The 22,356-nt window shown below is 76.1% G+C and carries 24 protein-coding genes and 1 pseudogene; 13 read left to right on the forward strand and 12 right to left on the reverse strand.

Annotated features, from left to right (window positions below; translation table 11 throughout):
- Positions 1–65: 65 nt before the first annotated feature.
- Positions 66–755, reverse strand: a complete 690-nt coding sequence (locus IEY94_RS06750; RefSeq protein WP_189169165.1) for a Crp/Fnr family transcriptional regulator — start codon at positions 753–755, stop codon at positions 66–68.
- Between the two features lie 208 nt (positions 756–963).
- On the opposite strand from IEY94_RS06750, the gene IEY94_RS06755 reads away from it, so the two are divergent.
- The 5 genes from IEY94_RS06755 to IEY94_RS06775 all read left to right on the forward strand — a co-directional run bounded on the left by IEY94_RS06755 (position 964) and on the right by IEY94_RS06775 (position 6,029).
- Positions 964–1,479, forward strand: coding sequence for a polyadenylate-specific 3'-exoribonuclease AS (locus IEY94_RS06755; RefSeq protein WP_189169166.1), 516 nt, complete (start codon positions 964–966; stop codon positions 1,477–1,479).
- 73 nt (positions 1,480–1,552) lie between these two features.
- Positions 1,553–2,581 carry a 6-phosphofructokinase gene (locus tag IEY94_RS06760; protein ID WP_189169167.1) on the forward strand — a complete coding sequence of 343 codons (1,029 nt, stop codon included), beginning with the start codon at positions 1,553–1,555 and terminating at the stop codon, positions 2,579–2,581.
- A 137-nt stretch (positions 2,582–2,718) separates the two neighbouring features.
- Complete coding sequence (gene proC / locus IEY94_RS06765) at positions 2,719–3,534, forward strand: pyrroline-5-carboxylate reductase (RefSeq protein ID WP_189169168.1); 816 nt, start codon at positions 2,719–2,721, stop codon at positions 3,532–3,534.
- 64 nt (positions 3,535–3,598) lie between these two features.
- Positions 3,599–4,993 carry a class II 3-deoxy-7-phosphoheptulonate synthase gene (locus IEY94_RS06770; protein WP_189169169.1) on the forward strand — a complete coding sequence of 465 codons (1,395 nt, stop codon included), beginning with the start codon at positions 3,599–3,601 and terminating at the stop codon, positions 4,991–4,993.
- Complete coding sequence (locus tag IEY94_RS06775; protein ID WP_268244822.1) at positions 4,986–6,029, forward strand: threonine aldolase family protein; 1,044 nt, start codon at positions 4,986–4,988, stop codon at positions 6,027–6,029. The genes IEY94_RS06770 and IEY94_RS06775 overlap by 8 nt, the downstream gene beginning before the upstream one ends.
- Before the next feature lie 68 nt (positions 6,030–6,097).
- Here IEY94_RS06775 and IEY94_RS06780 read toward each other — a convergent pair whose 3' ends face one another.
- The 7 genes from IEY94_RS06780 to IEY94_RS06810 form a co-directional block, all read right to left on the reverse strand.
- On the reverse strand, positions 6,098–6,673 hold the full coding sequence (locus IEY94_RS06780; protein WP_189169170.1) for a hypothetical protein: 576 nt from the start codon (positions 6,671–6,673) through the stop codon (positions 6,098–6,100).
- Positions 6,674–6,785: 112 nt separating this feature from the next.
- The gene (locus IEY94_RS06785) at positions 6,786–7,328 is read right to left on the reverse strand and encodes a heme NO-binding domain-containing protein (RefSeq protein ID WP_189169171.1); all 543 of its coding nucleotides are present in this window, start codon (positions 7,326–7,328) and stop codon (positions 6,786–6,788) included.
- Between the two features lie 22 nt (positions 7,329–7,350).
- Positions 7,351–7,833: a bacterioferritin gene (gene bfr / locus IEY94_RS06790; RefSeq protein ID WP_189169172.1), complete on the reverse strand. Its 483-nt coding sequence runs from the start codon at positions 7,831–7,833 to the stop codon at positions 7,351–7,353.
- 36 nt (positions 7,834–7,869) lie between these two features.
- Entirely contained in the window at positions 7,870–8,061 is a 192-nt protein-coding gene (locus IEY94_RS06795) for a (2Fe-2S)-binding protein (RefSeq protein ID WP_189169173.1), read from the reverse strand.
- Between the two features lie 53 nt (positions 8,062–8,114).
- Positions 8,115–9,029 carry a deoxyribonuclease IV gene (locus tag IEY94_RS06800; protein ID WP_229783380.1) on the reverse strand — a complete coding sequence of 305 codons (915 nt, stop codon included), beginning with the start codon at positions 9,027–9,029 and terminating at the stop codon, positions 8,115–8,117.
- Positions 9,026–10,963 (reverse strand): Stk1 family PASTA domain-containing Ser/Thr kinase, encoded by a 1,938-nt coding sequence (gene pknB, locus IEY94_RS06805; protein WP_189169174.1) that lies wholly within the window; start codon positions 10,961–10,963, stop codon positions 9,026–9,028. Before pknB ends, IEY94_RS06800 begins: the two co-directional genes overlap by 4 nt.
- A 483-nt stretch (positions 10,964–11,446) precedes the next feature.
- Complete coding sequence (locus IEY94_RS06810) at positions 11,447–12,004, reverse strand: hypothetical protein (protein WP_189169175.1); 558 nt, start codon at positions 12,002–12,004, stop codon at positions 11,447–11,449.
- A gap of 82 nt (positions 12,005–12,086) precedes the next feature.
- On the opposite strand from IEY94_RS06810, the gene IEY94_RS06815 reads away from it, so the two are divergent.
- On the forward strand, positions 12,087–12,440 hold the full coding sequence (locus IEY94_RS06815) for an Rv2175c family DNA-binding protein (RefSeq protein WP_229783381.1): 354 nt from the start codon (positions 12,087–12,089) through the stop codon (positions 12,438–12,440).
- A gap of 163 nt (positions 12,441–12,603) precedes the next feature.
- Here the strand turns inward: IEY94_RS06815 and IEY94_RS06820 are convergent, their stop codons facing one another.
- Complete coding sequence (locus IEY94_RS06820) at positions 12,604–12,804, reverse strand: hypothetical protein (RefSeq protein WP_189169177.1); 201 nt, start codon at positions 12,802–12,804, stop codon at positions 12,604–12,606.
- Positions 12,805–12,951: 147 nt separating this feature from the next.
- Complete coding sequence (locus IEY94_RS06825) at positions 12,952–14,040, reverse strand: polyprenyl synthetase family protein (protein ID WP_189169178.1); 1,089 nt, start codon at positions 14,038–14,040, stop codon at positions 12,952–12,954.
- 115 nt (positions 14,041–14,155) lie between these two features.
- Here IEY94_RS06825 and metF point away from each other — a divergent pair, with 115 nt between their 5' ends.
- Positions 14,156–15,073 (forward strand): methylenetetrahydrofolate reductase [NAD(P)H], encoded by a 918-nt coding sequence (gene metF / locus IEY94_RS06830; protein ID WP_189169179.1) that lies wholly within the window; start codon positions 14,156–14,158, stop codon positions 15,071–15,073.
- A complete protein-coding gene (locus tag IEY94_RS06835) occupies positions 15,066–15,782 on the forward strand; it encodes a CDP-alcohol phosphatidyltransferase family protein (protein ID WP_229783382.1) in 717 nt (238 codons plus the stop codon). Before metF ends, IEY94_RS06835 begins: the two co-directional genes overlap by 8 nt.
- 12 nt (positions 15,783–15,794) lie before the next feature.
- Here IEY94_RS06835 and IEY94_RS06840 read toward each other — a convergent pair whose 3' ends face one another.
- On the reverse strand, positions 15,795–16,349 hold the full coding sequence (locus tag IEY94_RS06840) for a GNAT family N-acetyltransferase (protein ID WP_189169180.1): 555 nt from the start codon (positions 16,347–16,349) through the stop codon (positions 15,795–15,797).
- 167 nt (positions 16,350–16,516) lie between these two features.
- Here IEY94_RS06840 and IEY94_RS06845 point away from each other — a divergent pair, with 167 nt between their 5' ends.
- Positions 16,517–16,723, forward strand: a complete 207-nt coding sequence (locus IEY94_RS06845; RefSeq protein WP_189169181.1) for a hypothetical protein — start codon at positions 16,517–16,519, stop codon at positions 16,721–16,723.
- 19 nt (positions 16,724–16,742) lie between these two features.
- On the opposite strand, the gene IEY94_RS06850 is transcribed toward IEY94_RS06845, so the two are convergent.
- Complete coding sequence (locus IEY94_RS06850) at positions 16,743–17,555, reverse strand: GntR family transcriptional regulator (protein WP_189169182.1); 813 nt, start codon at positions 17,553–17,555, stop codon at positions 16,743–16,745.
- Between the two features lie 457 nt (positions 17,556–18,012).
- Between IEY94_RS06850 and IEY94_RS06855 the strand changes: the two genes are divergently transcribed.
- From IEY94_RS06855 to IEY94_RS06870, 4 genes and pseudogenes are all read left to right on the forward strand, one after another.
- A complete protein-coding gene (locus tag IEY94_RS06855) occupies positions 18,013–18,579 on the forward strand; it encodes a hypothetical protein (RefSeq protein WP_189169183.1) in 567 nt (188 codons plus the stop codon).
- Positions 18,580–19,097: 518 nt separating this feature from the next.
- The gene (locus IEY94_RS06860; RefSeq protein ID WP_189169184.1) at positions 19,098–19,544 is read left to right on the forward strand and encodes an SAV_6107 family HEPN domain-containing protein; all 447 of its coding nucleotides are present in this window, start codon (positions 19,098–19,100) and stop codon (positions 19,542–19,544) included.
- 389 nt (positions 19,545–19,933) lie between these two features.
- The gene (gene imuA' / locus IEY94_RS06865) at positions 19,934–20,626 is read left to right on the forward strand and encodes a DnaE2-dependent mutagenesis accessory factor ImuA' (RefSeq protein ID WP_189169185.1); all 693 of its coding nucleotides are present in this window, start codon (positions 19,934–19,936) and stop codon (positions 20,624–20,626) included.
- A 17-nt stretch (positions 20,627–20,643) separates the two neighbouring features.
- Positions 20,644–21,981 (forward strand): annotated as a pseudogene (locus tag IEY94_RS06870) (DNA polymerase Y family protein); the annotation flags it as partial.
- Positions 21,982–22,356: the final 375 nt, after the last annotated feature.

Genomic DNA, 22,356 nt, shown 5'->3' on the forward strand with positions numbered 1-22,356 from the left:
CGATGATTGCTCGTCCCGGCGAGTATGCCGCACGCCCGCGAGCCGGCAAAGTGGCGGCGGCGGCCTCAGCGGTCCGGCATCCCCGCTCGGCGGCGCAGCGCCGGCAGGTCGCTGATCACGATCCGCCGGCCCTCGGTACGCAGCCAGTTGCGGCCGGCGAACGAGCCGATGGCCTGGTTGACGCTCTGCCGCGAGCCGCCGGCCATCTCGGCGAGCTGGCTCTGGTTCAGCTCGATCGTGACGATCGTGGCGGACGTGTCGCCGGCCAGCCGGACCAGCGTCTTGGCGACCCGGCCGGGCAGGTCGAGGAACACGTGGTCGGCGTTCTGCTCGGTGAGCCGGCGGATCAGCCCGCCCAGCGCCCGCATGACCGCGTCCAGGATCCGGGGGTTGGAGTGGACCAGCTCCATGAACGCCCCGCGGGAGAGCGCGAGCGCGTGGGTGTCCTCGATGGCCTCCGCGGACGCCGACCGGGCCGAACCGTCCAGCAGGGACACCTCGCCCAGCACGTCCGGCGGCCGGACCACCGACAGCACCGCCCGCTCGCCGGTGGCCGAGGTCCGGAACACCGCGACGGCGCCGCGCTTGAGCAGGATCAGCGAGTCGCCGGGGTCGTTCTCGACGAACAGCAGCGTGCCCCGCCGGTACGTCCGCGGTACGGCGGTGGCGATGACCCGCTGGCGCACTTCCTGCTCCAGCCCGGCGAACATCGCCACGCCGCTGAGCGAATCGCCGTCCGACAACCGAAACTCCACCACTCGTCCCTCCCCGGTAGGACATCCTGCGACGCACGCTACCTGCGCTGTTGCCACGACAGCATGGCCGGATATGGGTAGCACGAGCAATGCGTTGTGGGCCATTCGTCAGCGTTGGAGCGGCAGCGCACCCCGTCGGGGCACCATGATCGCTGACGGCGGCGGGGCGGTGCCGGCGGGGTCGGGGCGCACGGGAAGAATGACCGCGGTGACGTACCGCTACTTCTACGACTGCGAGTTCATCGAGGACGGCGCGACGATCGACCTGGTGTCGATCGCGGTGGTCGACGAGTCCGGCCGCGAGTTCTACGCGGTCTCGACGGAGTTCGACGACCGCCGGGCCATTCCCTGGGTGCGCCGCAACGTCCTCGACAAGCTCCCGTCCCCGGCGGACCCGGCCTGGCGCTCGCGCGCGCGCATCCGGGACGACCTGCACGCGTTCCTCACCGCGCCGCCGGGCGCCGGCGAGCTGGAGCTGTGGGCCTGGTACGCGGCGTACGACCACGTGGCGCTCGCCCAGCTCTGGGGGCCGATGACGGCGCTGCCGCGGGACATCCCCCGGTTCACCAAGGACCTGCGCCAGCGCTGGGACGACCTGGGCCGCCCGCCGCTGCCGGAGGTCTCCGGGCGGCACGACGCGCTGGTCGACGCCCGGCACAACCTGGCTCGCTGGCGGGTGCTCTCGGCTGCGCCGTTCGGGGCGCCGGGCGGCACGGACGGGTAAATTGCGCCCCGGAGTCGATCGCCGGCCGCCAGAATGGGGCGGTCGGCGCGAGGACACAAGGGGCGGAAAAGATATGCGGATCGGTGTATTGACCGGCGGGGGCGACTGCCCCGGCCTGAACGCGGTCATCCGGGGCGTGGTGCGCAAGGGCGTCACCGAGTACGGGTACGAGTTCGTCGGGTTCCGGGACGGCTGGCGCGGCCCGCTGGACGGCCTCACCCGGCCGCTGGGCGTCGCGGAGGTGCGCGGCATCCTGCCGCGCGGCGGGACGATTCTCGGCACCAGCCGGACCAACCCGTACAAGATCCCGGGGGGTGTGGAGAAGATCGTCACCAACCTCGCCACCCACGGGGTCGACGCGCTGATCGCCATCGGCGGCGAGGACACCCTCGGCGTCGCCACCAAGCTGCACGAGCACGGCGTCAACGTCGTGGGCGTGCCGAAGACCATCGACAACGACCTGGGCGGGACGGACTACACGTTCGGCTTCGACACCGCGGTCAACATCGCGATGGAGGCGATCGACCGGCTGCACACCACGGCCGAGAGCCACCACCGGACGCTGGTCGTCGAGGTGATGGGCCGGCACGCCGGCTGGATCGCCCTGCACGCCGGCCTGGCCGGCGGCGCCAACGTGATCCTGCTGCCCGAGCGCGAGTTCGACGTCGAGCGGGTGGCCGGGTACGTGGAGAAGCGGTTCCAGTTCGAGTACGCGCCGATCGTCGTCGTCGCCGAGGGCGCCCGCCCGCTGGCCGGGCAGATGGTCCTGCAGAACACCGAGACCGACGCGTTCGGCCACGTCCGGCTGGGCGGGATCGGCCAGTGGCTCGCCGGCGAGCTGGAGGAGCGGACCGGCAAGGAGGCCCGCACGGTCGTGCTCGGGCACATCCAGCGCGGCGGCACCCCGAGCGCGTTCGACCGGGTGCTGGCCACCCGGTTCGGGCTGCACGCGATCGACGCGGTCGCCGCGGGCGCGTACGGGACGATGGTGGCGCTGCGCGGCACGGACATCGTCCGGGTGCCGCTGGCGGAGGGCACCGGCGAGCTGAAGACGGTGCCGCTGTCCCGATACGCCGAGGCCGAGGTGTTCTTCGGCAGCTAGGCTGCCCTTTCGGAGCGGGGCCGCCCCGTTCCGGCCGGGCTTCCCGGCGCCCGGCGGCGGACCGCCCCGGGCGCCGGACCGGCACGATCCAGCGGGACCCGGCGGTTCCGGCGCGACACGATTGCGGGGGACGCGGCATGGCCGACCGGCACACCATCGCGGTGATCGGCACCGGCAAGATCGGCGAGCTGATGCTGTCCGGCCTGCTGCGCGCGGGCTGGCCGGCGGAGAAGCTGCTGGCCACCGCCCGCCGGGCCGAGCGGGCGGCGGCGATCACCCAGCGGTACGGCATCGAGACCACCGACAACGCCGGCGCGGTGGCCCGGGCCGACGTGCTGGTGATCGCGGTCAAGCCGCAGGACGCGGCCGCCCTGCTCACCGAGATCGCCCCGGCCCTGCCGCCGGCGAAGCTGGTGGTGTCGATGTGCGCCGGCCTGCCGACGGCGTGGTTCGCCGGCCGGCTGCCGGCGGGCACCCCGATCGTCCGGGTGATGACCAACACCCCGGCCCTGGTGGACGAGGCGATGACGGCGATCTCGGCCGGCGAGCACGCCACCGGCGCGCACCTGGCGCTGGCCGAGGAGCTGTTCCGGCCGCTGGGCCGCACCATCCGGGTGCCGGAGTCGCAGCAGGACGCGGTGACCGCGCTGTCCGGCTCCGGGCCGGCGTACTTCTACCTGCTGGTCGAGGCCATGATCGACGCCGGCATCCTGCTGGGCCTGCCCCGGCAGGTGGCCCGCGACCTGATCGTGCAGACCGCGATCGGCTCGTCGGTGATGCTGCGCGACTCCGGCGACCACCCGGTCGCGCTGCGCGAGGCGGTCACCTCGCCGGCCGGGACGACGATCGCGGCGATCCGGGAGCTGGAGAAGCACGGGGTCCGGGCGGCGCTGCTGGCCGCCCTGGAAGCGGCCCGGGACCGGGCCCGGGAGCTGGCCGCCCGGGCCGACTGACCCCCGGCCGGCGGCCGGGTGGGCGGATGCCGCGGGCTTCCCCGGCGGCCGTAGGCTTGGACCCATGATTGACCAGTGGTACCTGCCCCGGCCCGGCGAGGCCGGGCGGCCCGCCGGCGACGGCCGGCCCGACGTCGACGCCGGGAAGCTCGGGCTCGACGTCTGGCGCGGCCTGCCCCGGGAGCAGATGCCGCCGTGGCCGGACCCGCGGCAGGTCGACGAGGTCTGCGCGGTGCTCGACCAGGTGCCGTCGATCGTGGCGCCGTACGAGGTGGACCAGCTCGCCGACCGGCTCGCGCTGGCCTGCGAGGGCCGGGCGTTCGTCATCATCGGCGGCGACTGCGCCGAGACGTTCGTCGACAACACCGAGCGGCACCTGCTGGCCAACGCGCGCACGCTGTTGCAGATGGCGGTGGTGCTGACGTACGGGGCCTCGGTCCCGGTGATCAAGATCGGCCGGTTCGCCGGCCAGTACACCAAGCCGCGCTCGGCCGCCCTCGACGCGCTGGGCCTGCCGTCGTACCGCGGCGACATGATCAATTCGCTGGAGGCCGACCCGGCCGCCCGGGTGGCCGACCCCCGGCGGATGGTCCGGGCGTACGCCAACGCCGCCGCCGCGCTGAACATGATGCGCGCGTACCTCGGCGGCGGCATGGCCGACCTGCACGCCGTGCACGACTGGAACAAGGACTTCGTCCGGATCTCGGCGGCCGGCGAGCGGTACGAGGCGATCGCCCGGGAGATCGACCGGGCGCTGGCGTTCATCCGCGCCTGCGGGATGACCGAGGACGACGCGCTGCGCAGCGTCACCCTGTACAGCTCGCACGAGGCGCTGGCGTTGGAGTACGAGCGGTCGCTGGCCCGGGTCGTCGACGACCGGGCGTACGGGCTGTCCGGCCACTTCCTGTGGATCGGCGAGCGGACCCGGCAGCTCGACGGCGCGCACGTGGACTTCCTGTCCCGGCTGAGCAACCCGATCGGCGTCAAGATCGGCCCCGGCACCAGCCCGGCCACCGCCCGCGAGCTGTGCGCGAAGCTGAACCCGGCGAACGTCCCCGGCCGGCTCACCATGATCAGCCGGATGGGCAACCACAAGGTCCGCGACGTCCTGCCGGCCATCGTCGAGGAGGTCACCGCCGCCGGGCACAAGGTGGTCTGGCAGTGCGACCCGATGCACGGCAACACGCACGAGGCGTCCAACGGGTACAAGACCCGGCACTTCGACCGGATCGTCGACGAGGTGCTCGGCTACTTCGAGGTGCACCGCGGCACCGGCACCCACCCCGGCGGGCTGCACGTCGAGCTGACCGGCGAGGACGTCACCGAGTGCCTCGGCGGCGCCCAGGCGATCGAGGACGTGGACCTGCCCGGCCGGTACGAGACCGCCTGCGACCCGCGGCTCAACACCCAGCAGTCGCTGGAGCTGGCGTTCCTGGTCGCGGAGATGCTCCGTGGCTGACCCGTACGAGCCCACCACCACCGACCTCGGCCCGGTCGACCTGCGCTCGGACACCGTGACCCGGCCGACGGCCGCGATGCGCCGGGCGATGGCCGCGGCCGAGGTCGGCGACGACGTGTACGGCGAGGACCCGACCGCCCGCCGGCTCGAGGAGCGGGTCGCGGCGCTGTTCGGGCACGAGGCGGCGCTGTTCACCCCGACCGGGTCGATGGCCAACCAGATCGCCCTCCAGCTCCTCGTCCCGCCGGCCAACGAGGTGCTGGTGGACGCCGACGCGCACGTCGTCACGTACGAGGTGGGGGCGGCCGCGGCGTACGGCGCGATCTCGTCCCGGACCTGGCCCGCGGCCGGCGGCGCGATCGACCCGCAGCGGGTCGCGGCGATGATCCGCCCGGACGGCTTCTGGGCCGTGCCCACCCGGGCCATCGCGGTCGAGCAGACGCACAACCTGGCCGGCGGCACTGTCGTCCCGCTGGCGACGCTGGACGCGCTGCGCGCGGTCGCCGACGGCGCCGGCGTGGCCATGCACTGCGACGGCGCCCGGATCTGGCACGCGCACGTCGCCGACGGCGTGCCGCTGGACAGCTACGGCCGGCTGTTCGACACGCTCGCGGTGTGCCTGTCCAAGGGGCTCGGCGCCCCGGTCGGCTCGCTGGTGCTCGGCTCGGCCGAGCGGATCGCCGAGGGGCGCTGGCTGCGCAAGCGGCTGGGCGGCGGGATGCGCCAGGTGGGCATCCTCGCCGCCGCCGGCCTGTACGCGCTGGACCACCACCTCGCCCGGCTCGCCGACGACCACGGCCGGGCGGCCCGGCTGGCCGAGGCGCTGTCGCCGTACGGGGTGGTGGTGGGGGAGCCGCGGACCAACATCGTCCTGCTCGACCTGCACGACGCGCCGGGGTACGCGGCGGCGGCCCGCGAGCGCGGCGTGCTGCTGTCGGTGCTGGGCCAGCGCACGGGCCGGCTGATCACGCACCTGGACGTGGACGACGCGGCCGTCGACCACGCCGCGAAGGTGCTGACGTCCCTGTTGGACTGACCCCCGCTCGGCGCCCGGCGGCGGCTCCGCGGGCGGGGTGCGGCCCGGCCGGGCCCGACGGGCTCGGGTCAGGGGTTGAGGCGGACGCCCGGGAACAGGGCGACCGTGCCGCGGGACAGGGCCGGGGTGTCCCCGTCGGCGCCGTAGCGGGCGAAGGCCGGGGTGCCGAGTGTCGCCCTGAGCGTGTACACGCCCGCCCGCGGGACGGCGAAGTTGTGCGCGTAGTGGTAGTACGAGTCGCGCAGGAACCACAGCCGCCGCTGGTCCACGGGCCGCCCGGCGGCGTCCAGCACCTGCAGCGTCACCGGCACGTCGGGGACGATCCGCCCGGTGGCGGCCTCGATCGGGACCACGGTCAGGTGGTGCGTCTCGCCGGCCGCCGGCTTCCGGAGGGTGTGCGTGCCGCCGGCGACGGTGAACCAGCCGCGCGGCTTCTCCACCACGTACGCCACCCGCCAGTCGCCGACGGTGGTCTCGCCGCCCGCGGCGGCCACCTCGCCGGCGAGCGCGGCGTGCTCGGCGGCGACGCCCGCGGGGACGCCGGGGCCCGGGGCGGCGGCGGCCGCCCTGTTCCGGGTGCAGCAGCCGGCGGCGCCGAGCGTCAGCAGCGCGGCGGTCAGCGCCGTCAGGGGGCCCTTGAGCATGGTCACTCCTCGCTGGTCCGGCGGCGACGATCACCCCGGCCCGGATAACCTGCCGCACCGGCGCCCCATGATCCATCGAGTGTGGCAAATGCCACGCGATCCGGGGGAGGGGTCAGCGGAGGGTGAAGAGGAGTTCGCAGGTGGGGGCGCCGTGGAGCATGCAGCGGGGTTCGGTGATCTCCAGGGCCTCGCCGTAGTGGTCCGCCACCCCGGCCGCGATGCCGCGCGCCACCGCGCACAGCCGCCGCGCCGACGCGTACGTCATCGTCACCGTCCCCGGCGAGATCCGGCGGGTCGCCAGCTCCGGCGGCCGGGCGTTCGGGTCCCGGGCCCGGACGACGGTGTGGATGCGCTGCTCGGTGTGCTCGAACAGGTCCAGCGTCCGCCAGCTCGGGTCGATCGCCGAGCCGTAGATGCGCATCAGCCCCGGCGCCAGGAACCGGCCGAACGCCTCCAGCAGCGCGATCGGCTCCGCGCCGGCCGCGACGGTGACCGCGTCGACCAGCGCGACCAGCTCCCCGTCCGGGTACTCGTCGGTGGTCAGGTAGATCGCCGTCAGCGGCTGCCCGGCCTCCTTGAGCGCGGCATGCCAGACCTCATCGCCGTACCGGTCGGCGATGAACCGCTGGAACTGGCTGAAGATCAGGCCGTGCATGTGACCCCCGTGGTCGCGCGGCTCAGCTCCCGGTCGGGTGGGTGGTGACGTTCTGCAGGTACAACTGCTCGCCCAGCTTCTCCAGCAGGGCGAGCTGCGTCTCCAGGTAGTCGACGTGCGACTCCTCGTCGGCGAGGATGTCCTCGAAGATCCGCGCCGACGTGACGTCGCCGACCGAGCGCATGTACTCGATGCCGCGGCGCAGCCGCTCGACGGCCTCGGCCTCGACCTGCATGTCGCAGCGGAACTGCTCGGCCACCGTCTCGCCGATCCGCAGCGGGAACAGCTTCTGCAGGTTCGGCAGGCCGTCCAGGAAGAGGATCCGGTCGGTGAGCGTCTCGGCGTGCTTCATCTCGTCGATCGATTCGTGCCGGGTGTGCGCGGCGAGTGTGGTGTAGCCCCAGTTCTCCTGCATCTTGGCGTGCAGGAAGTACTGATTGATGGCCGTCAACTCCGCCGTGAGCTGTTCGTTGAGGAACTCGATCACTCGCGCGTCACCCTGCATGGCCAGAGCGTATGAGCAATTCGCCCGATATGCGGTTCAAGCCGCCAGATTCACCGTGGGGAGGACGCCGATCTCCGCGTCGATCAGATCGGCGATCCGGTCCCGGCAGGTGCCGCAGCCCGTACCCGCGCCGCACGCCTCGCCCACGCACGCCTCGGTGCGCGCGCCCGCCCGGATCGCGGCGCGGACCTCGCACTCGCGCACCCGTTCGCAGATGCAGACGAACAACCGCGGACTCCTTCGCAGAGGCTTACCAAACGAAGGTTGCCCTAACTCTGCGATTACGGCAAGTGGGGGTCCGCTAACCGCCCGAGAGTCGCGATGTCCTCCGCGTGTCCGAGATATCCCTTGCTCGGTGTTTCCACGATGATCGGGACGCCCGCGGCCGCCGGATGGGCGAGCAGTTCCGCGAATGCGGCCGCGCCGATCGCGCCGGCGCCGAGCGTCTCGTGCCGGTCCCGCTTCGACCCGCAGGTGTCCTTGGAGTCGTTGGCGTGGACCAGCCAGAGCCGGTCCGGGCCGACGGTCGCCGTCAGCGCGTCCAGCGTCGCCGCCATCCCGCCCGGCGCGGCCAGGTCGTGCCCGGCCGCCCAGGCGTGGCAGGTGTCGAAGCAGACGCCGAGCCACGGGTGCCCGCCGACGGCGTCCAGGTACGGCCCCAGGTCCTCGACCCGGGCCGCGAGCGACCGGCCGCCGCCCGCGCTCGGCTCGACCAGCAGCCGCGGCCAGCCCCGGGCGGCGGCCTCGTCGAGCAGCGGCAGCAGCGCGTCCCGGACCTGATGCAGCGCCGCGGCCCCGTGCGCCTCGTCCACCGCGCTGCCGGCGTGGAAGACCACCCCGGCCGCGCCGATCGCCGCGCCGCGGCGCAGCGCGTGGCCGATCGTCCGGGCCGAGTTGGCGACGGTCGCCGCGGTCGGCGAGCCGAGGTTGACCAGCAGCGAGGCGTGCACGTACGCCGGCACGTCGCGCTCCGCGCAGCCCGCGGCGAACGCCTCGTCCTGCGCCGGGTCGCCGTCCGGCCAGGCCCAGCCGCGCGGGTTGCCGACGTACACCTGGACGGCCGTCGCGGCCGTCGCGTCCAGGTACGGCAGCACCGCCCGCGCCAGCCCGCCCGCGGTCGCCGCGTGCCCGCCGACGGGGCGGGCGCCGTCGCGCCGGGCGGGCAGCGGCGGGCGGTGCGGGGCCGGGGCGGTCACAGGCAGCCGATCGTGACGACGGTCCGGGCCGGGACCTGCGTGCCCTCGGCCGGCTCCTGGAGCCGCACCACGCCGTCGGGGGAGTAGCGGACGCGGACCTGCAGGCCCATCCCCTCCAGCGTCTGCACCGCGCTCCGGCACGGCATGTCCAGCACCCGCGGCACGGCCAGCGACGGCGGGCCGTCGCTGAGCTTGAGCGCGACCCTCGCCCGCTTCTCCACGCCGGTGCCGGGCTCGGGCGTCTGCGCGAGCACCTGCCCGGCCGGCTGGTCGCCCTCGACGGTCTCCTCGGCCACGACCAGGCCGAGCCGGCCCAGCAGCGCCCGGGCCTCCGCGATCGACTTGCCGACCAGCGCCGGGACGCTGACCGGCGGGCGGCCCTTGCTGACCGTCACGGTGATCCTCGTACCGGGCTTGACGGTCGCCCCGACGGCCGGCTCCAGGGCGCTGACCATGCCCTTGGGCAGCGTGTCGTGGTACCGGTCCGGGCCGCGCTCGATCGGCAGTTGCAGGGCGCTCAGCTCGGCGCCGGCCAGTTCGTAGGACATGCCGACGACGTTCGGCACCTGGTACCGCTCCGGCCCCAGCGACAGCACCAGCGTGACCGTGCCGCCGCGGACGATCCGCCCCTCGGCGGGCGGGTCCTGGGCGAGCACCGAGTCCGGCCGGACGATCTCGTCGTGCCGGGCGTCGTTGAAGTTCAGGTCCAGGCCGGCGGCGTCGGCCCGCTGCCGCGCCTCGGACTTGGTCAGGTTCACCAGCTCCGGCACCGCCGTGTACCGGCCGGCGAACAGCCACCAGCCGGCCAGCGACAGCAGCAGCGCCAGCACCGTACCGGCGGCGACCACCGGCACCGGGCCGTACCGCTCGCGCAGCCGGCGCACCCCGGCCACCGCGGCGGCCGAGCCCTCGATGACCAGGTCGCGCCCGCGGTCGAGCAGCCCGGCGGGCCCCGGCCGGGCCGGCGGGCGGACCCGTCGGGCGCGGGCGGGCCGGACCACCGGCAGCACCCGGACCCGCATCGTCGTGGCGTTCGCGGACCGCATCGCGGCGGTGCTCGTGCCGATCCGGTCGCGCAGCGCCGACGTCTCGGCCAGCATCGCCGCGGCGTCGGAGAAGCGCCGCCCCCGGTCCCGCCGGGTGGCCCGCTGGACCAGCCCGTCCAGCGCGGTCGGCAGCGCCGGGACCAGCGTGGACGGTGCCGGCACGTCCCGGTCGACGTGCTGCCAGGCGACGTCGATCGGCTGGCCCCCGTCGTACGGGACCCGGCCGGTCAGCATCTCGAACAGCACGATGCCGACCGAGTAGATGTCGGCCCGCGCGTCGGCGGCACCGTCGGCGACCAGCTCCGGCGCCACGTACGCGACGGTCGCCATGAGCTGGTCCGGCTCGTCGGCGCTGGCCTCGACCGCCCGGGCCAGGCCGAAGTCGGCGACCTTCACCACCGCGTCGACCAGCCGGCCGGGGCCGCCCTGCGGCGCCTCGGCGACGAGGATGTTCTCGGGCTTGACGTCGCGGTGCACCAGCCCGGCCCGGTGCGCGGCGGCGAGCGCCGCGAGGACCTGCTCGGTCACCGCGAGCGCCTCGGCCGGGTCCAGCCGGCGGCGCTGGGCGAGCACCTCGCGCAGCGTGCGGCCGCGGACGTACTCCATCACCAGGTACGGCCGGTCCTCGTACGCGCCCTGGTCGTACACGGCGACGACGTTCGGGTGGGCGAGCCGCGCGATGGCCTTGGCCTCGTGGGTGAACCGGGCGGGGAAGCGCGGGTCGACGGCCCTGGCCGGCTGGATGATCTTCAGCGCGACCGTCCGCTCCAGGCGCTCGTCGACGGCCGTGTAGACGGTCGCCACCCCGCCGCGCGCCACCCGGCCGCGGATGCGGTAGCGCCCGTCCACGACCGCGCCCAGCAGCGGGTCGGCGAGCTGTGTGTCCATCGAGCGGCAATCCCGGTGTCAGCGGGCCCGGGCGGGCGGCGCGTCGGCAAACGCGGGCCCGGCAGCCGGGCGGGGCGTGCCCAGAATGCCACAGCGGTCCGCCGGGGCACATGTCCCGCGCCGCCGTGTCAGACGGACATCCCGGACACGCCGGGTGCCCGCCGGGATCGACGCGCGTGCCCCGAACGCCGCCCCGGCGACCGGCCCCGCGACCCCGGGGCGGCCGTTCGCGCTGGTCCGCCGGCCGGAGCCGGCGCGTTCACCGGCCGGGGCCGGGCGCGGCCGGTGTGCCGCCGCGCCGGACTCCGGCCACCCGGCTCCGGCCGCCGTCCGGCAAGCGGCGCCGGGTGCTGTCCGGCATGCGGGGGCGGCCGCTGCCCGGCATGTGGTGCCGGGTGCTGTCCGGCGTGCGGTATCGGGCGGGACTCTCCGGGATGCGGCGCCGGCCGGTGTCCGGCGGGCGGCGCCGGGTGGGCGATCCGGTCAGCCGGCCGGCGCCGACGGGTCCGCCGTCGGGCGGGGCGACACGTCCGCCCGCGGTGCCTCCGCGTGCGGCCGGGCCGGGGCCGGCTCGGCCGACGGGCGCGGCGCGGCCGTCGGCGCCGCGGCGGGCCGCGGGACGGCCGGCGCGAGCGCGGCGTCCGGCAGGTCCCGGGCGGGCCAGATGGTCAGCGGCGGCGGTTCGGTGGCGGTGTCGCCGCCGGCCGGGCCCGGGTCCGCCGCCCCCGGCGGCGCGTCGGCCGCGGCCGACGCGGTGGGCGACGGCGGTACGGCGGTCGACTCCGACCCGGCCGGCTCGCCGGCCGGCACCGACACCGGCGGCGGCGCCGGGAAGGCCGCCGCCGGCGGGCCGGGCACCGACCAGTCGATGAGCTGGACCACCGCGAGCGCGCCGACCGCGCTCAGCGCCGCCGTACCGCCGACGACGAAGCCGAGCTTGCGCAGCGGCCGCGGCGCCTCCCGGTCGACGCTGTGCTGGTAGAGGTCGTACCGGACCGAGCGCAGCACGCCGGTCAATTCCCGGCAGACGGCCTTCCACATGGGCAGTGGTCCCCTTCGTGTCCCTGGCGCGGTCCTGCCGGGTCGGTGCTCCGGCCGGCTCCGGGCATGGCACGCTGATCGAGTGACTGACAGTGTTTCGGTGGAGCCGACCGAGTGGGTGCCGCTGCCGGACGTGGCCGAGCGGCTGGACCTGACGATCAGCAAGGTGCGCCAGCTCGTCCGCGAGGGCGGGTTACTGGCCGTACGCCGGGACGGGGTGCTGCGGGTACCGGTCGAGCTGATCGCCAACCCGACCGTCCTCAAGCACCTGCCCGGCGTGCTGACCGTGCTCCGTGACGCCGGGTACAACGAGGACGAGTCCCTACGGTGGCTGTTTTTGCCCGATGATTCCCTTTCGGGGGGCTGTCCGGCCCGGGCCCTGAGCGGTCCGGAAGCGACAGAGGTCCGCCGGCGGGCCCAGGCGCTCGGCTTCTGACAAGGGTTTCCGGACCGCGGCCGACCGGCGTCCGCATCGTCCGTCCACACCGCAACCGGCGTGGACGCGACCGCGGCGGGGTCGGCCGCGGCAAACCCACCCGAAACGCCCGCGGGCCGGGTCAGGGCTCACCGCGGGCCGGGCGCCGGCCGGGATGGCGGGCTCAGAAGAGGGCGGTCCAGACCCGGGCCAGGGCCGGGGCGAGGACGATCCCGGCGCCGGCGAGCAGGATCACGGCCAGCGCGATCAGCAGCCAGCGCGGCACGCTGCCGCCGTGCGCCCGGGCCATGGCCCGCTGGCCGAGGTACCAGGTCAGGCCCATGACGGCCAGCACGATCACGATGGCGACGACGTCCTTGCTCACGCCGCCATCCTGCCCGCCGCCCCACCACCCCCGCGACCGGGGGCCGCCCCGCGACCGGCGGGCCGCCGGGTGGGTCGGGCCCGGTCGGGTCGAGCAGGTCCGGCCGGGTGGGTTGACCGGGTGGGTGGGTCGGGTGGGTGGGTCGGGTCAGGCCGGGCGGTGGACGGCCGCCGTGGCCAGGGCGGTCAGCACCGCGACCGCGGCCGGGTCCAGCCCCGGCGCGCCCAGCGCCCGCCGCGCCGCGTCGGCCAGCGCCGCGATCCGCCCCTCGGTCGCCGCCAGCGCCCCGGTCGCCACGATGATCCCGCGCAGCCGCTCCACCCCCGCCGCGTCGAGGTCCGCCGCGCCCAGCCCGGCCTCCAGCGCCGCCCGCTGCGCCGGGTCGGCGCCCTCAAGCGCGGCCGCGATCAGGTACGTCCGCTTGCCCTCGCGCAGGTCGTCGCCCGCGGGCTTGCCGGTGCGGGCCGGGTCGCCGAACACGCCCAGCACGTCGTCGCGGAGCTGGAACGCCTCGCCCAGCGGCAGCCCGTACGCCGACAGCCCCGCCGCCACCGCCGCCGGCGCCCCGGCCAGCGCGGCGCCGAACAGCAGCGGCCGCTCGACGGTGTACTTGGCCGACTTGTACACCGCGATCCGGGTCGCCCGCTCCCGGTCGGCGCCGCCGGTGGCCTGGGCGAGCATGTCCAGGTACTGCCCGGCCATCACCTCGGTGCGCATCTCGTCGAACACCGGTCTGGCCCGGGCGAGCGTTGCCGGGTCGAGCCCGCCCCGGTCCAGCAGCTCGTCGGACCAGGCCAGGCACAGGTCGCCGAGCAGGATCGCCGCCGCCGAGCCGAACCCGTCGGCGCTGCCCCGCCAGCCGGCGTCGGCGTGCCGCCGGGCGAACCGCCGGTGCATCGCCGGCCGGCCGCGCCGGGTGTCGGAGTCGTCCATCACGTCGTCGTGGATCAGCGCGCTGGCCTGGACCAGCTCCAGCGCGGCCAGGGTGGTCACCACGGCGTCCCGGTCGGCACCGCCGGCAGCGCGGTACCCCCAGTAGCCGAACGCCGGCCGCAGCCGCTTGCCGCCGCTGAGTATGAACGAGTCCAGCTCCTCGGCGACCGGCAGCAGCACCGGGTCGATCGTGGCCAGGCGGTCACGCTGCGCAGCGAGGAAGTCGCTCAGCGCCTTCTCGATCCGGGCACGCAGGTCGGCGTACTCCGTGGGTGGCAGGTCTTCCGGGGGTGTCGAGGTCACCCCGGTACGGTAACCGCGCCCGGCTACCGTCCGTGCGGGGTACGGCGAACGCCACAGCGCGCGGCGGGCCCGGCGGTGGCGGACAACGGCGCGCGGGGCCGGTAGAGTGCGGAGCGTGTCCCTGGGGCTTCCTTCCGTACTTGACGATAGTCAACCATCGATCGGTGCGTTGATCCGTTCCGCGGCGCCCACCTTCTCCTTCGAGTTCTTCCCGCCGAAGACCGCCGAGGGCGAGCGGCAGCTCTGGTCCGCGATCCGCGAGCTGGAGCCGCTGCGCCCGTCGTTCGTCTCGATCACCTACGGCGCCGGCGGCAGCTCGCGGGACACCACCGTCGCGGTGACCGAGCGGATCGCCAGCGAGACCACCCTGCTGCCGATGGCCCACCTGACCGCCGTCGACCACTCCATCGCCGAGCTGCGGCACATGATCGGCCGGCTCGCCGACGCCGGCATCCGCAACGTCCTCGCCCTGCGCGGCGACCCGCCGGGGGACCCGATGGGCGAGTGGGTCCGGCACCCCGACGGCCTGCTGTACGCCGACGAGCTGGTCCGGCTGGTCCGCGGCGCCGGGGACTACTGCGTCGGCGTGGCCGCCTTCCCGTACAAGCACCCGCGCTCGCCGGACATCGACAGCGACACCCGGCACTTCGTCGCCAAGTGCCGGGCCGGCGCCGAGTTCGCCATCACCCAGATGTTCTTCGAGGCCGAGGAGTACCTGCGCCTGCGCGACCGGGTCGCCGCGGCCGGCTGCGACACCCCGATCGTCGCCGGCGTCATGCCGGTGACCAGCATGCGCACGATCGAGCGGGCCGCCCAGCTCTCCGGGGCGCCGTTCCCGCCCGCGCTGGGCGCCCGGTTCGCCGAGGTCGCCGACGACCCGGTGGCCGTCCGCCGGCTCGGCATCGAGACCGCCGGCGCGATGTGCCGCCGGCTGCTCGACGAGGGAACCCCGGGCATCCACTTCATCACCCTGAACCGGTCCACGGCGACCCGCGAGGTGTGGGCCGACCTGGGCGTGACCGCCGGTGCCTGACCTCGCCGCGCCGCCCCGGGCGGCCGCGACCGCGGCCCCGGTGAGCTGGGACGCGTACGCCGTCGCCTTCGCCGGCCTGCACGGCGGCCTGGACCCGCGCACCGCGGCCGCGCCGGTGCGGGCCTGGCTGTGGTGGGCGTACCGGCTCGGCCTGGCCGGCGCCCGGCTCGGCCTGCGGCCGCTGACGGTCACGCTGCTCGGCCTCGCGGCCTCGGTCGCGGCGGCGCTGGCCGCCGGCCGTGGCCCGGCCGGCGTGCTCGCCGCCGGCGTCCTGGTTTTCGCGGCCGCCGTCGCCGACAGCGCCGACGGGGCCGTCGCGGTGGTCACCCGCCGGACCTCCCGGCTCGGGTACGTGCACGACGCCCTCGTCGACCGGATCGCCGAACTGTGCTGGGCGGTCGCGTTCTGGGCCGTCGGGGTGCCGTGGCAGCTCTGCGCGGCGGTCGTCGCGGCGGCCTGGCTGTACGAGTACGTCTGCGCCCAGGCGGCCGTGGCCGCGATGAGCTACCGCGGCCGCGCCCCGGTCGCCGGCCGCCCGATCCGGGTGGGCCTGGCGGCGGGCGGCCTGTTCGCGGCGGGCCTGGCCGGCCTGCTGGCCCCCGAACTGGCCATCGGCACGGCGACGCTGGTCATGACGATCGCCGTGCTGCTCGGCGGGTTCGGCCTGGGCCAGTTGCTGACGGTGCTGCGCACCGGCGTCCGGGTCTGATCCCGCCCCGGCTCAGACCCGGGCGGGCGCGGCCGGCAGGGGCAGCGGCCGGCCGAGGATGCCGAACGGCCGCTCGTCGCCGGGGAACCGGAACCCGCGCAGCACGTCCACGAACTCGAACCGCCGGTACAGCCGCCACGCCCGCGAGGTCGCCTCGTCCGCCTCGGGCGTCGACAGCAGCACCGCCCGGCCGGACGCCAGGTTGAGCAGCGCCCGGAGCTGCGCCGCGCCCAGCCCGTGCCCCTGCGCGGCCGGGTGCACGTGCAGCTCGACCAGCTCGAACGACTCCACCAGCCAGCCCCGCTCGGGCCGCGGCAGCGCGGCGCAGACCTGGTCGTGCCACCACTGGCCGGGGCCGGACAGGTAGCCGTACCCGAAGCCGACCAGGTGCCCGTCCGACGCCAGCGACGCCACGGCGCGGAAGCCCGGCCGGTGCGCGTGCGCGGCGATGTACCCGCGCCGGGTGGCGAGCAGGTCGGCGGAGTACCCCATCGCGGTGCCGTAGACGACGATGACGTCGTCGAGGCGGCGGAGCAGGTCGCCGGGTCCCCACGACACCAGCCTCATCCCGCGCCCTCCTCACCCTGGTTGCGGCCCCCTCCAAGGTACGCCGGCAGCGGCCCGCCCGCGGGCGGGGTTGTGCGACGCCCCGATTCATGGAGAGAGCGGGGTGGGGCATCCCCATCCGCCCTCGGCGTGCTCTGATGGGCTCCCCGCGTCCGTGAGGAGAAGCCGTGATTCGCGTGTTACGTGCAGTCGGTGCCAGCGTGCTCGCCAGCGTGGTGCTGCTGAGCGAGTGGAGCCAGCCGACTGCCGTCGACCAGGAGCGACTCAACAGGCCGGGTGTGGTCGGGATTGACCCGGCGACGGGGCGGATGGTGGGTCAGGTCGTCGCTGTCGACCCGGGCACCGGGCGAGTGGTTTCCGTCCGCAATACCTGAGTCGGCCCGGGCTGCGGGCTCAGTCCGGGGCCGGGTCGGTCAGTTCGGTGCGGTAGTGGAGCGTCACGCGGTCCGCGGGGATCACGATGTCGACGCACGCCTCCACGACGCGGTCGCCCGCGTACATCAGGCGGCGCACCGCCAGGACCGGCACGCCGCCGTCGATGCGGAGCGTGCGCGACTCCTCGGGTGTCGGCATCCGGGCGCTGACGACCTCGTCCACCGCGGTCACGCGGACGCCGACCAGGTGGAGCTGCGCCATCGTGCCGCCGGGCCACGGCTCGTTGGCCACGTCCAGCACCGCGGTGCCGTCGAACATGTCGTGGAGCAGGTAGCTGTACGAGCGGCGGTGCGGCTCGCCGTCGAAGACGAACGTGAACGTCCGGCGGAACAGCGGCGTGCCCGCGGCGACGCCGAAGATCCCGGCCAGCTCCTCGTCCGCCGCCACCCGGTCGCCCTGCTTGTCGAGGGTGAACTCGCCGAAGTCGTGGTGGTCGTAGTGGAACGGGGTCGAGTCCCGGTTCTGCGCGGGGCGGGTCACCTGGTCCCACTCCGCCCGGTAGCGGGTCGCGGCCATGCGGTGCACCTCGCGCCGTTCGCGGACATGCCAGCCGCGGCCGTGCCGGGAACTGATCAACCCCTCGTTCTTCAGGAGGGCCAGACCCTGCCGCACCATCGTGCGGGAGGTGTTGTCGTACTCCCGGCCGAGCTGGGCCTCGGACGGAAGTGCGGTGCCCGGCGGGAACTCCCCGGCGCGGATGCGCCGCCGCAGGTCGTCGGCGAGCTGCTTGTAGACCGGACGGTCCGCCCGCCGATCGATGGGCTGACTCATGACCACCTCCGCTCACTGCCCGGACACTGTACTTGTGTGCACAGCACGACGAAATGTCATACGGACGTGTGCCGTCTCTTGTAGACACAAGTGTACGACAAGGTTAATGTTGGACCGCTATCGCACCGCAATGGGGCGCCGGGCTGGGCTCATGGACTCCGGGGGTGCGTCCCTTTGGTTCCGTTTATGCTGGTTGCACAATTGCACCTTACGAAGTGCCCTGTTCGGCTGCCATGCTTCTGCGCGTACCGATCATCCACAGCGGAGAACGGCTCCGTCCGGATCGTTCCCGTGGGATCGGCCTCTCCCGGATCGCCGTGTGCGGTCGTCGCGAACCTGCGGCGGCCGACCTCGTCGTGCCCGGAAGCGGCCGCGGTCGGTGGAGGAGGCCGGGGCGGGTGTCCGGTTGGCGCCAGGCGCGCCCGCCCCGGCCGTACTGTCGAGAAGGGATCCGCGCATGCACGAGAACCTGCCCGACCAGCCCCCTGTCTACCACGGCACCGACCCCGAGCCGCCGGCTCGCGCGCGGCCCGCCCCGCCCGCGACCGATCCGACCCCGGCTGACCCGCCCGCGACCGATCCGACCCCGGCCGTCCCGAGTGCAGCCGACCCGGACGTGGCCGACCCGGACATGGTCGCCCCGCGTGCGGTCGCCCCGGACATGGCCGACCTGGGTGCGGCCGTCGCGGACGCGGTGGGCGCGCCCGCCGTCGGGGGGCCCGCGGCGGCGTCCGGCCCGGCCGCCGAACCGGCGGCGGGGGTTGCCGGCTCCCGCGGCGCCGGCGAGCGGGTGCGCCCGCCGCGACGGGTCCGGTCGCGCCGGGCCGGGGCGCCGGGGGTGCGGCCGCGGGTGTTCGCGCTGACCGACGGGTCCGGGGTCCGGGCGTACGGGCTGGCGCTGCCCGACGGCACCGCGCTCACCGCGCAGTGGACGTCGACCGGCTGCGGCTCGATCGGCCTGTGGTCCACGCCGGAGGTGCCGGCGCGGCTCTGGCTGTGTGCCCTGACCTGGTACGACGCCTGAGGCCGAAATTTTGTCGTACGGAATCGCTAGTCTGTTTGTATTCGAACGCCTGTTCGAATAGATTGGTGGAGCACCCCGCGCCCGTGGCGGGTGGACCGGTCGGCCCCGCTGGCCCGGTCGGACCGTCCGGCGCGTGGCCGGGGTGTCCATACAGCGGTGGCTGCCCCAGCGGGGGTGGTCACCGCGGGAGCTTCGCCGCGTCGGGCGCCTCGCGAGCGCCGGGCCGGCGGCCTCCGCACCGGTGCGGTTTTCGCGGACCGCGTCGTGGGGCAGTCGGGCATTCGCGGGCCCGTACGCCCCGCTCGGGCGGGCCCACGTCCGCTGCCCTCTCGACCCCCGGGCAGCGGGCGTGAGCCCGACCGGCGTCGGCCGGGCGTGGCGAGGGGAAGTGCCCCGCCCGGCCGGCATCACCGCTGCGCCTTCCTCCGCAGCGCCGTGGCCACCCCGGCCCGTCCGGGGCGGTCGCGGTCGACCCGTCGCCGCCGACCCCGCGGGGTCCGGGACCCCTGGAGGAACCGATGTCGCACAGCAGCCCGCCGACCATCGCCGCCCACCTGCTGCCGCACCGCACCCCGCCGGAGCTGCTCACCATCGCCCGGCGCGGGGTGGCCGAGGCGGCCGCCCAGCGGGCCGACGGCCTCCGCTACGCCACCGCCCACCTCGCCGCCCTGCGCGCCGCCACCGCCGTCCTGGCCACCCGGGCCGAGCCGGCGCCGCACCGGCGCAACCAGGTGACGAGCGTCTGGGCGCTGCTCGTCCTGGTGGCCCCCGAGCTGACCGACTGGGCCCGGTACTTCGCCGAGGGCGCGGGCAAGCGCGCCGCCGCCCAGGCCGGGATCCCCCGGGTGGTCACCGCCCGGGAGGCCGACGACCTCCTGCACGCCGTCGAGCAGTTCGTCGCCGTGGTGGAGGTGATCCTGGGGCTCGCGCGCGGCGGCGATCCCGACCACCTGCTCGCCGCCTAGCCGTCCCGCGGCCCCACGGGGGCGCGGCGCACCGGGACCCAGCGTCTGCCGACGCCCGGTGCGCGCCCGCCCGGCGCTCTCACCCGCCGGGTACCGCGGGGCCGCGGGACTTCCCCCGGACCGGCAGCGACCCGCCCGGGGCACCCGATCGGCGATGTCGGCCCACCCGGTCGGCGATGTCGGCCGCGCCGGGTACGGCAGCCACCGCCCGGCCGCACCGCCCGGCCGCCGGCCATCCGGTAGTCGGGCATCCGGCGGTGAACCGCACGTGGTCGCCGCCCGTCCGGCCCCGTCCCGGGCAACGGCCGGAGCGGGCGGACGTAATGGTCGTCGTGCTCACGTACCACGGGGCTGCCGCCCCGCGCACAACCGTAAGGAGCACGTTGATCATGGCTGGCGTGGCGGCTCTCCCCACCGCCGCGCTGACCGGCCTGGTGCGGTCGGCCAGCGCGTGCGCCGTCGGCGCGGACGATCCCCGCGCCCTGCCCGTGGCGCCGGCACTCGGCCGGCTGCTGCCGGGCGGGGTACTGCGCCGCGGCAGCACCGTCGCCGTCGCGGCCGGGGCGTCGCTGGTCATGGCACTGCTCGCCGAGGCGTCCCGCACCGGCTCGTGGTGTGCGGTGGTGGGGGTGCCGGCGTTCGGCGTGGTCGCCGCGGCGGAGCTGGGCATCGCCCTCGACCGGCTGGCCCTGGTGCCGCACCCGGGCGCGGACTGGCCGGCGGTGGTCGCGGCGCTCATCGACGGCGTGGACGTGGTCGTCGTGGCCGCCCCGCCCGCCACGTCGGCCGCGCTGGCGCAGCGGCTCGCCGCGCGGGCGCGGCAGCGCGGGTGCGTGCTGGTGCCGTACGGGAAGTGGGTGGGTGCCGACGTCACGCTGCGGCCGGTCGGCGCCCAGTGGCTGGGGCCGGGCCGCGGGCGCGGGCGGCTGCACCGGCGGCGGCTGGCCGTCGCCGCGTCGGGGCGCGGGTCGGCGGCGCGCGGCCGCGAGGTGACCCTCTGGCTGCCCGACGCCCGGGGCGCCCTCGGGGCGGCGGACGGGGACGGCGGCGCGCCGGGCGCGGCGGGCGGGAGCGGCGCGTGAGCGGGGCGGTGCGGACGATGGTGCTCTGGTGTCCGGACTGGCCGGTCGCCGCCGCCGGGATCGTCGAGGGCGTGGCGGTGCACGAGCCGGTCGCCGTCCTGTACGCGAACCGGGTCGTCGCCTGCTCGCCCGCCGCCGGGGCCGCGGGCGTGCAGCGCGGGCTGCGCCGGCGGGAGGCGCAGTACCGGTGCCCGGAGCTGGCGGTCGTGGCGTACGACGCGGGGCGGGACGCGCGGGCGTTCGAGCCGGTGGTGGCCGCCGTGGAGGACGCCGTCGCCGGGGTGCAGGTGCTGCGGCCGGGGGCCTGCGCGCTCGCCGCCCGCGGCCCGGCCCGGTACTTCGGCGGCGAGGAGGCCGCCGCCGCGCACCTGATCGAGCAGGTCGGCCGGGAGTGCGGGGTGGAGAGCCGGGTCGGCGTCGCCGACGGGACCTTCGCCGCGGGGCTCGCCGCGCGCGCCGACCGGCTGGTGCCGCCCGGCGGTACCGCGGCGTTCCTCGCCGGCCTGGACGTCGGGGCGCTCGGGCGGCCCGCGCTGGTCGAGCTGCTGCGCCGGCTGGGCATCCGGACGCTGGGCGCGTACGCCGCGCTGCCCGCCGCCGACGTGGCCGGGCGGTTCGGCGCCGACGCGGCCTGGGCGCACCGGCTCGCCGCCGGGCGCGACCCGCGGCCGCTGGCGCTGCGCGAGCCGCCGCCGGACCTGTGGGTCAGCGCGACGTACGAGGAGCCGCTCGCCCGGGTCGACGTGGCCGCGTTCGCCGCCCGGGCGCTGGCCGAGCGGCTGCACGAGCGGCTCGGCGCGCACGGGCTGGCCTGTACCCGGCTCGGCATCGAGGCCGTCACCGCCGACGGGGCCGCGCTGCACCGCACCTGGCGGCACGACGGGCTGCTCACCGCCGCCGCCATCGTGGACCGGGTCCGCTGGCAGCTCGACGGCTGGCTCACCCCCGCCCGCGGGCGGCCCCGGCCCGGCTCGGGCATCGCCACCCTGCGGCTGGTCCCGTACGGGGTGCTGCCCCGGGTCGCCCAGCAGCCCGGCCTGTGGGGCGAGGTGGGGGAGGAGCGCGAGCGGGCGCACCGCGCGCTCACCCGGGTCCAGGGCCTGCTCGGGCCGGGGGCGGTGGTGACGCCGGTGCTCGGCGGCGGGCGCTCGCCGGCGGACCGGGCCCGGTACGTGCCGTGGGGCGACGAGCGCCCGGTCGAGCCGGAGCAGCCGTGGCCGGGGCGGCTGCCGGCGCCGTCGCCGGCGGTGGTCCTGCCCGAGCCGCTGCCGGCGACGGTGTACGACGCGGCGGGCGCGCCGGTGACGGTCAGCGCCCGGCTGGACCTGTCGGGGGAGCCGGCGCACCTGACGGTCCACCCGCACCCGGCCGCGGCGGACCTGCCCCCGGCCTGTCCACTCCCGACCGCCCCGCCCCCGCCGAGGGCCCCGCCGCCGAAGCCCCGGCCGGCCGGCGCGACTTCGCCGCCGCCCGGCGCATCCCTTCCCGCCGGTCCTTCACCTCCCGGCTCACCTCCCGGCCCACCTGCCGGTCTTCCACCCGGCGTGCCCCATCCGCCGGGCGGCTCGGGTGGGCGGTCGGGGCGGGAGGGGCGGCGGGCCGGCGCGTGGCTGGCCGCCGTACCGTCGCCCGCCGAGCCGGCCGGCCCCGCCGATCCGATCGGCCCCGCCGGGTCGGGCGGGGTGACCGGGTGGTCGGCGCCGTGGCCGGCGGACGAGCGGTGGTGGTCG

Source organism: Pilimelia anulata (genome assembly GCF_014647895.1).
Lineage (GTDB): Bacteria > Actinomycetota > Actinomycetes > Mycobacteriales > Micromonosporaceae > Pilimelia > Pilimelia anulata.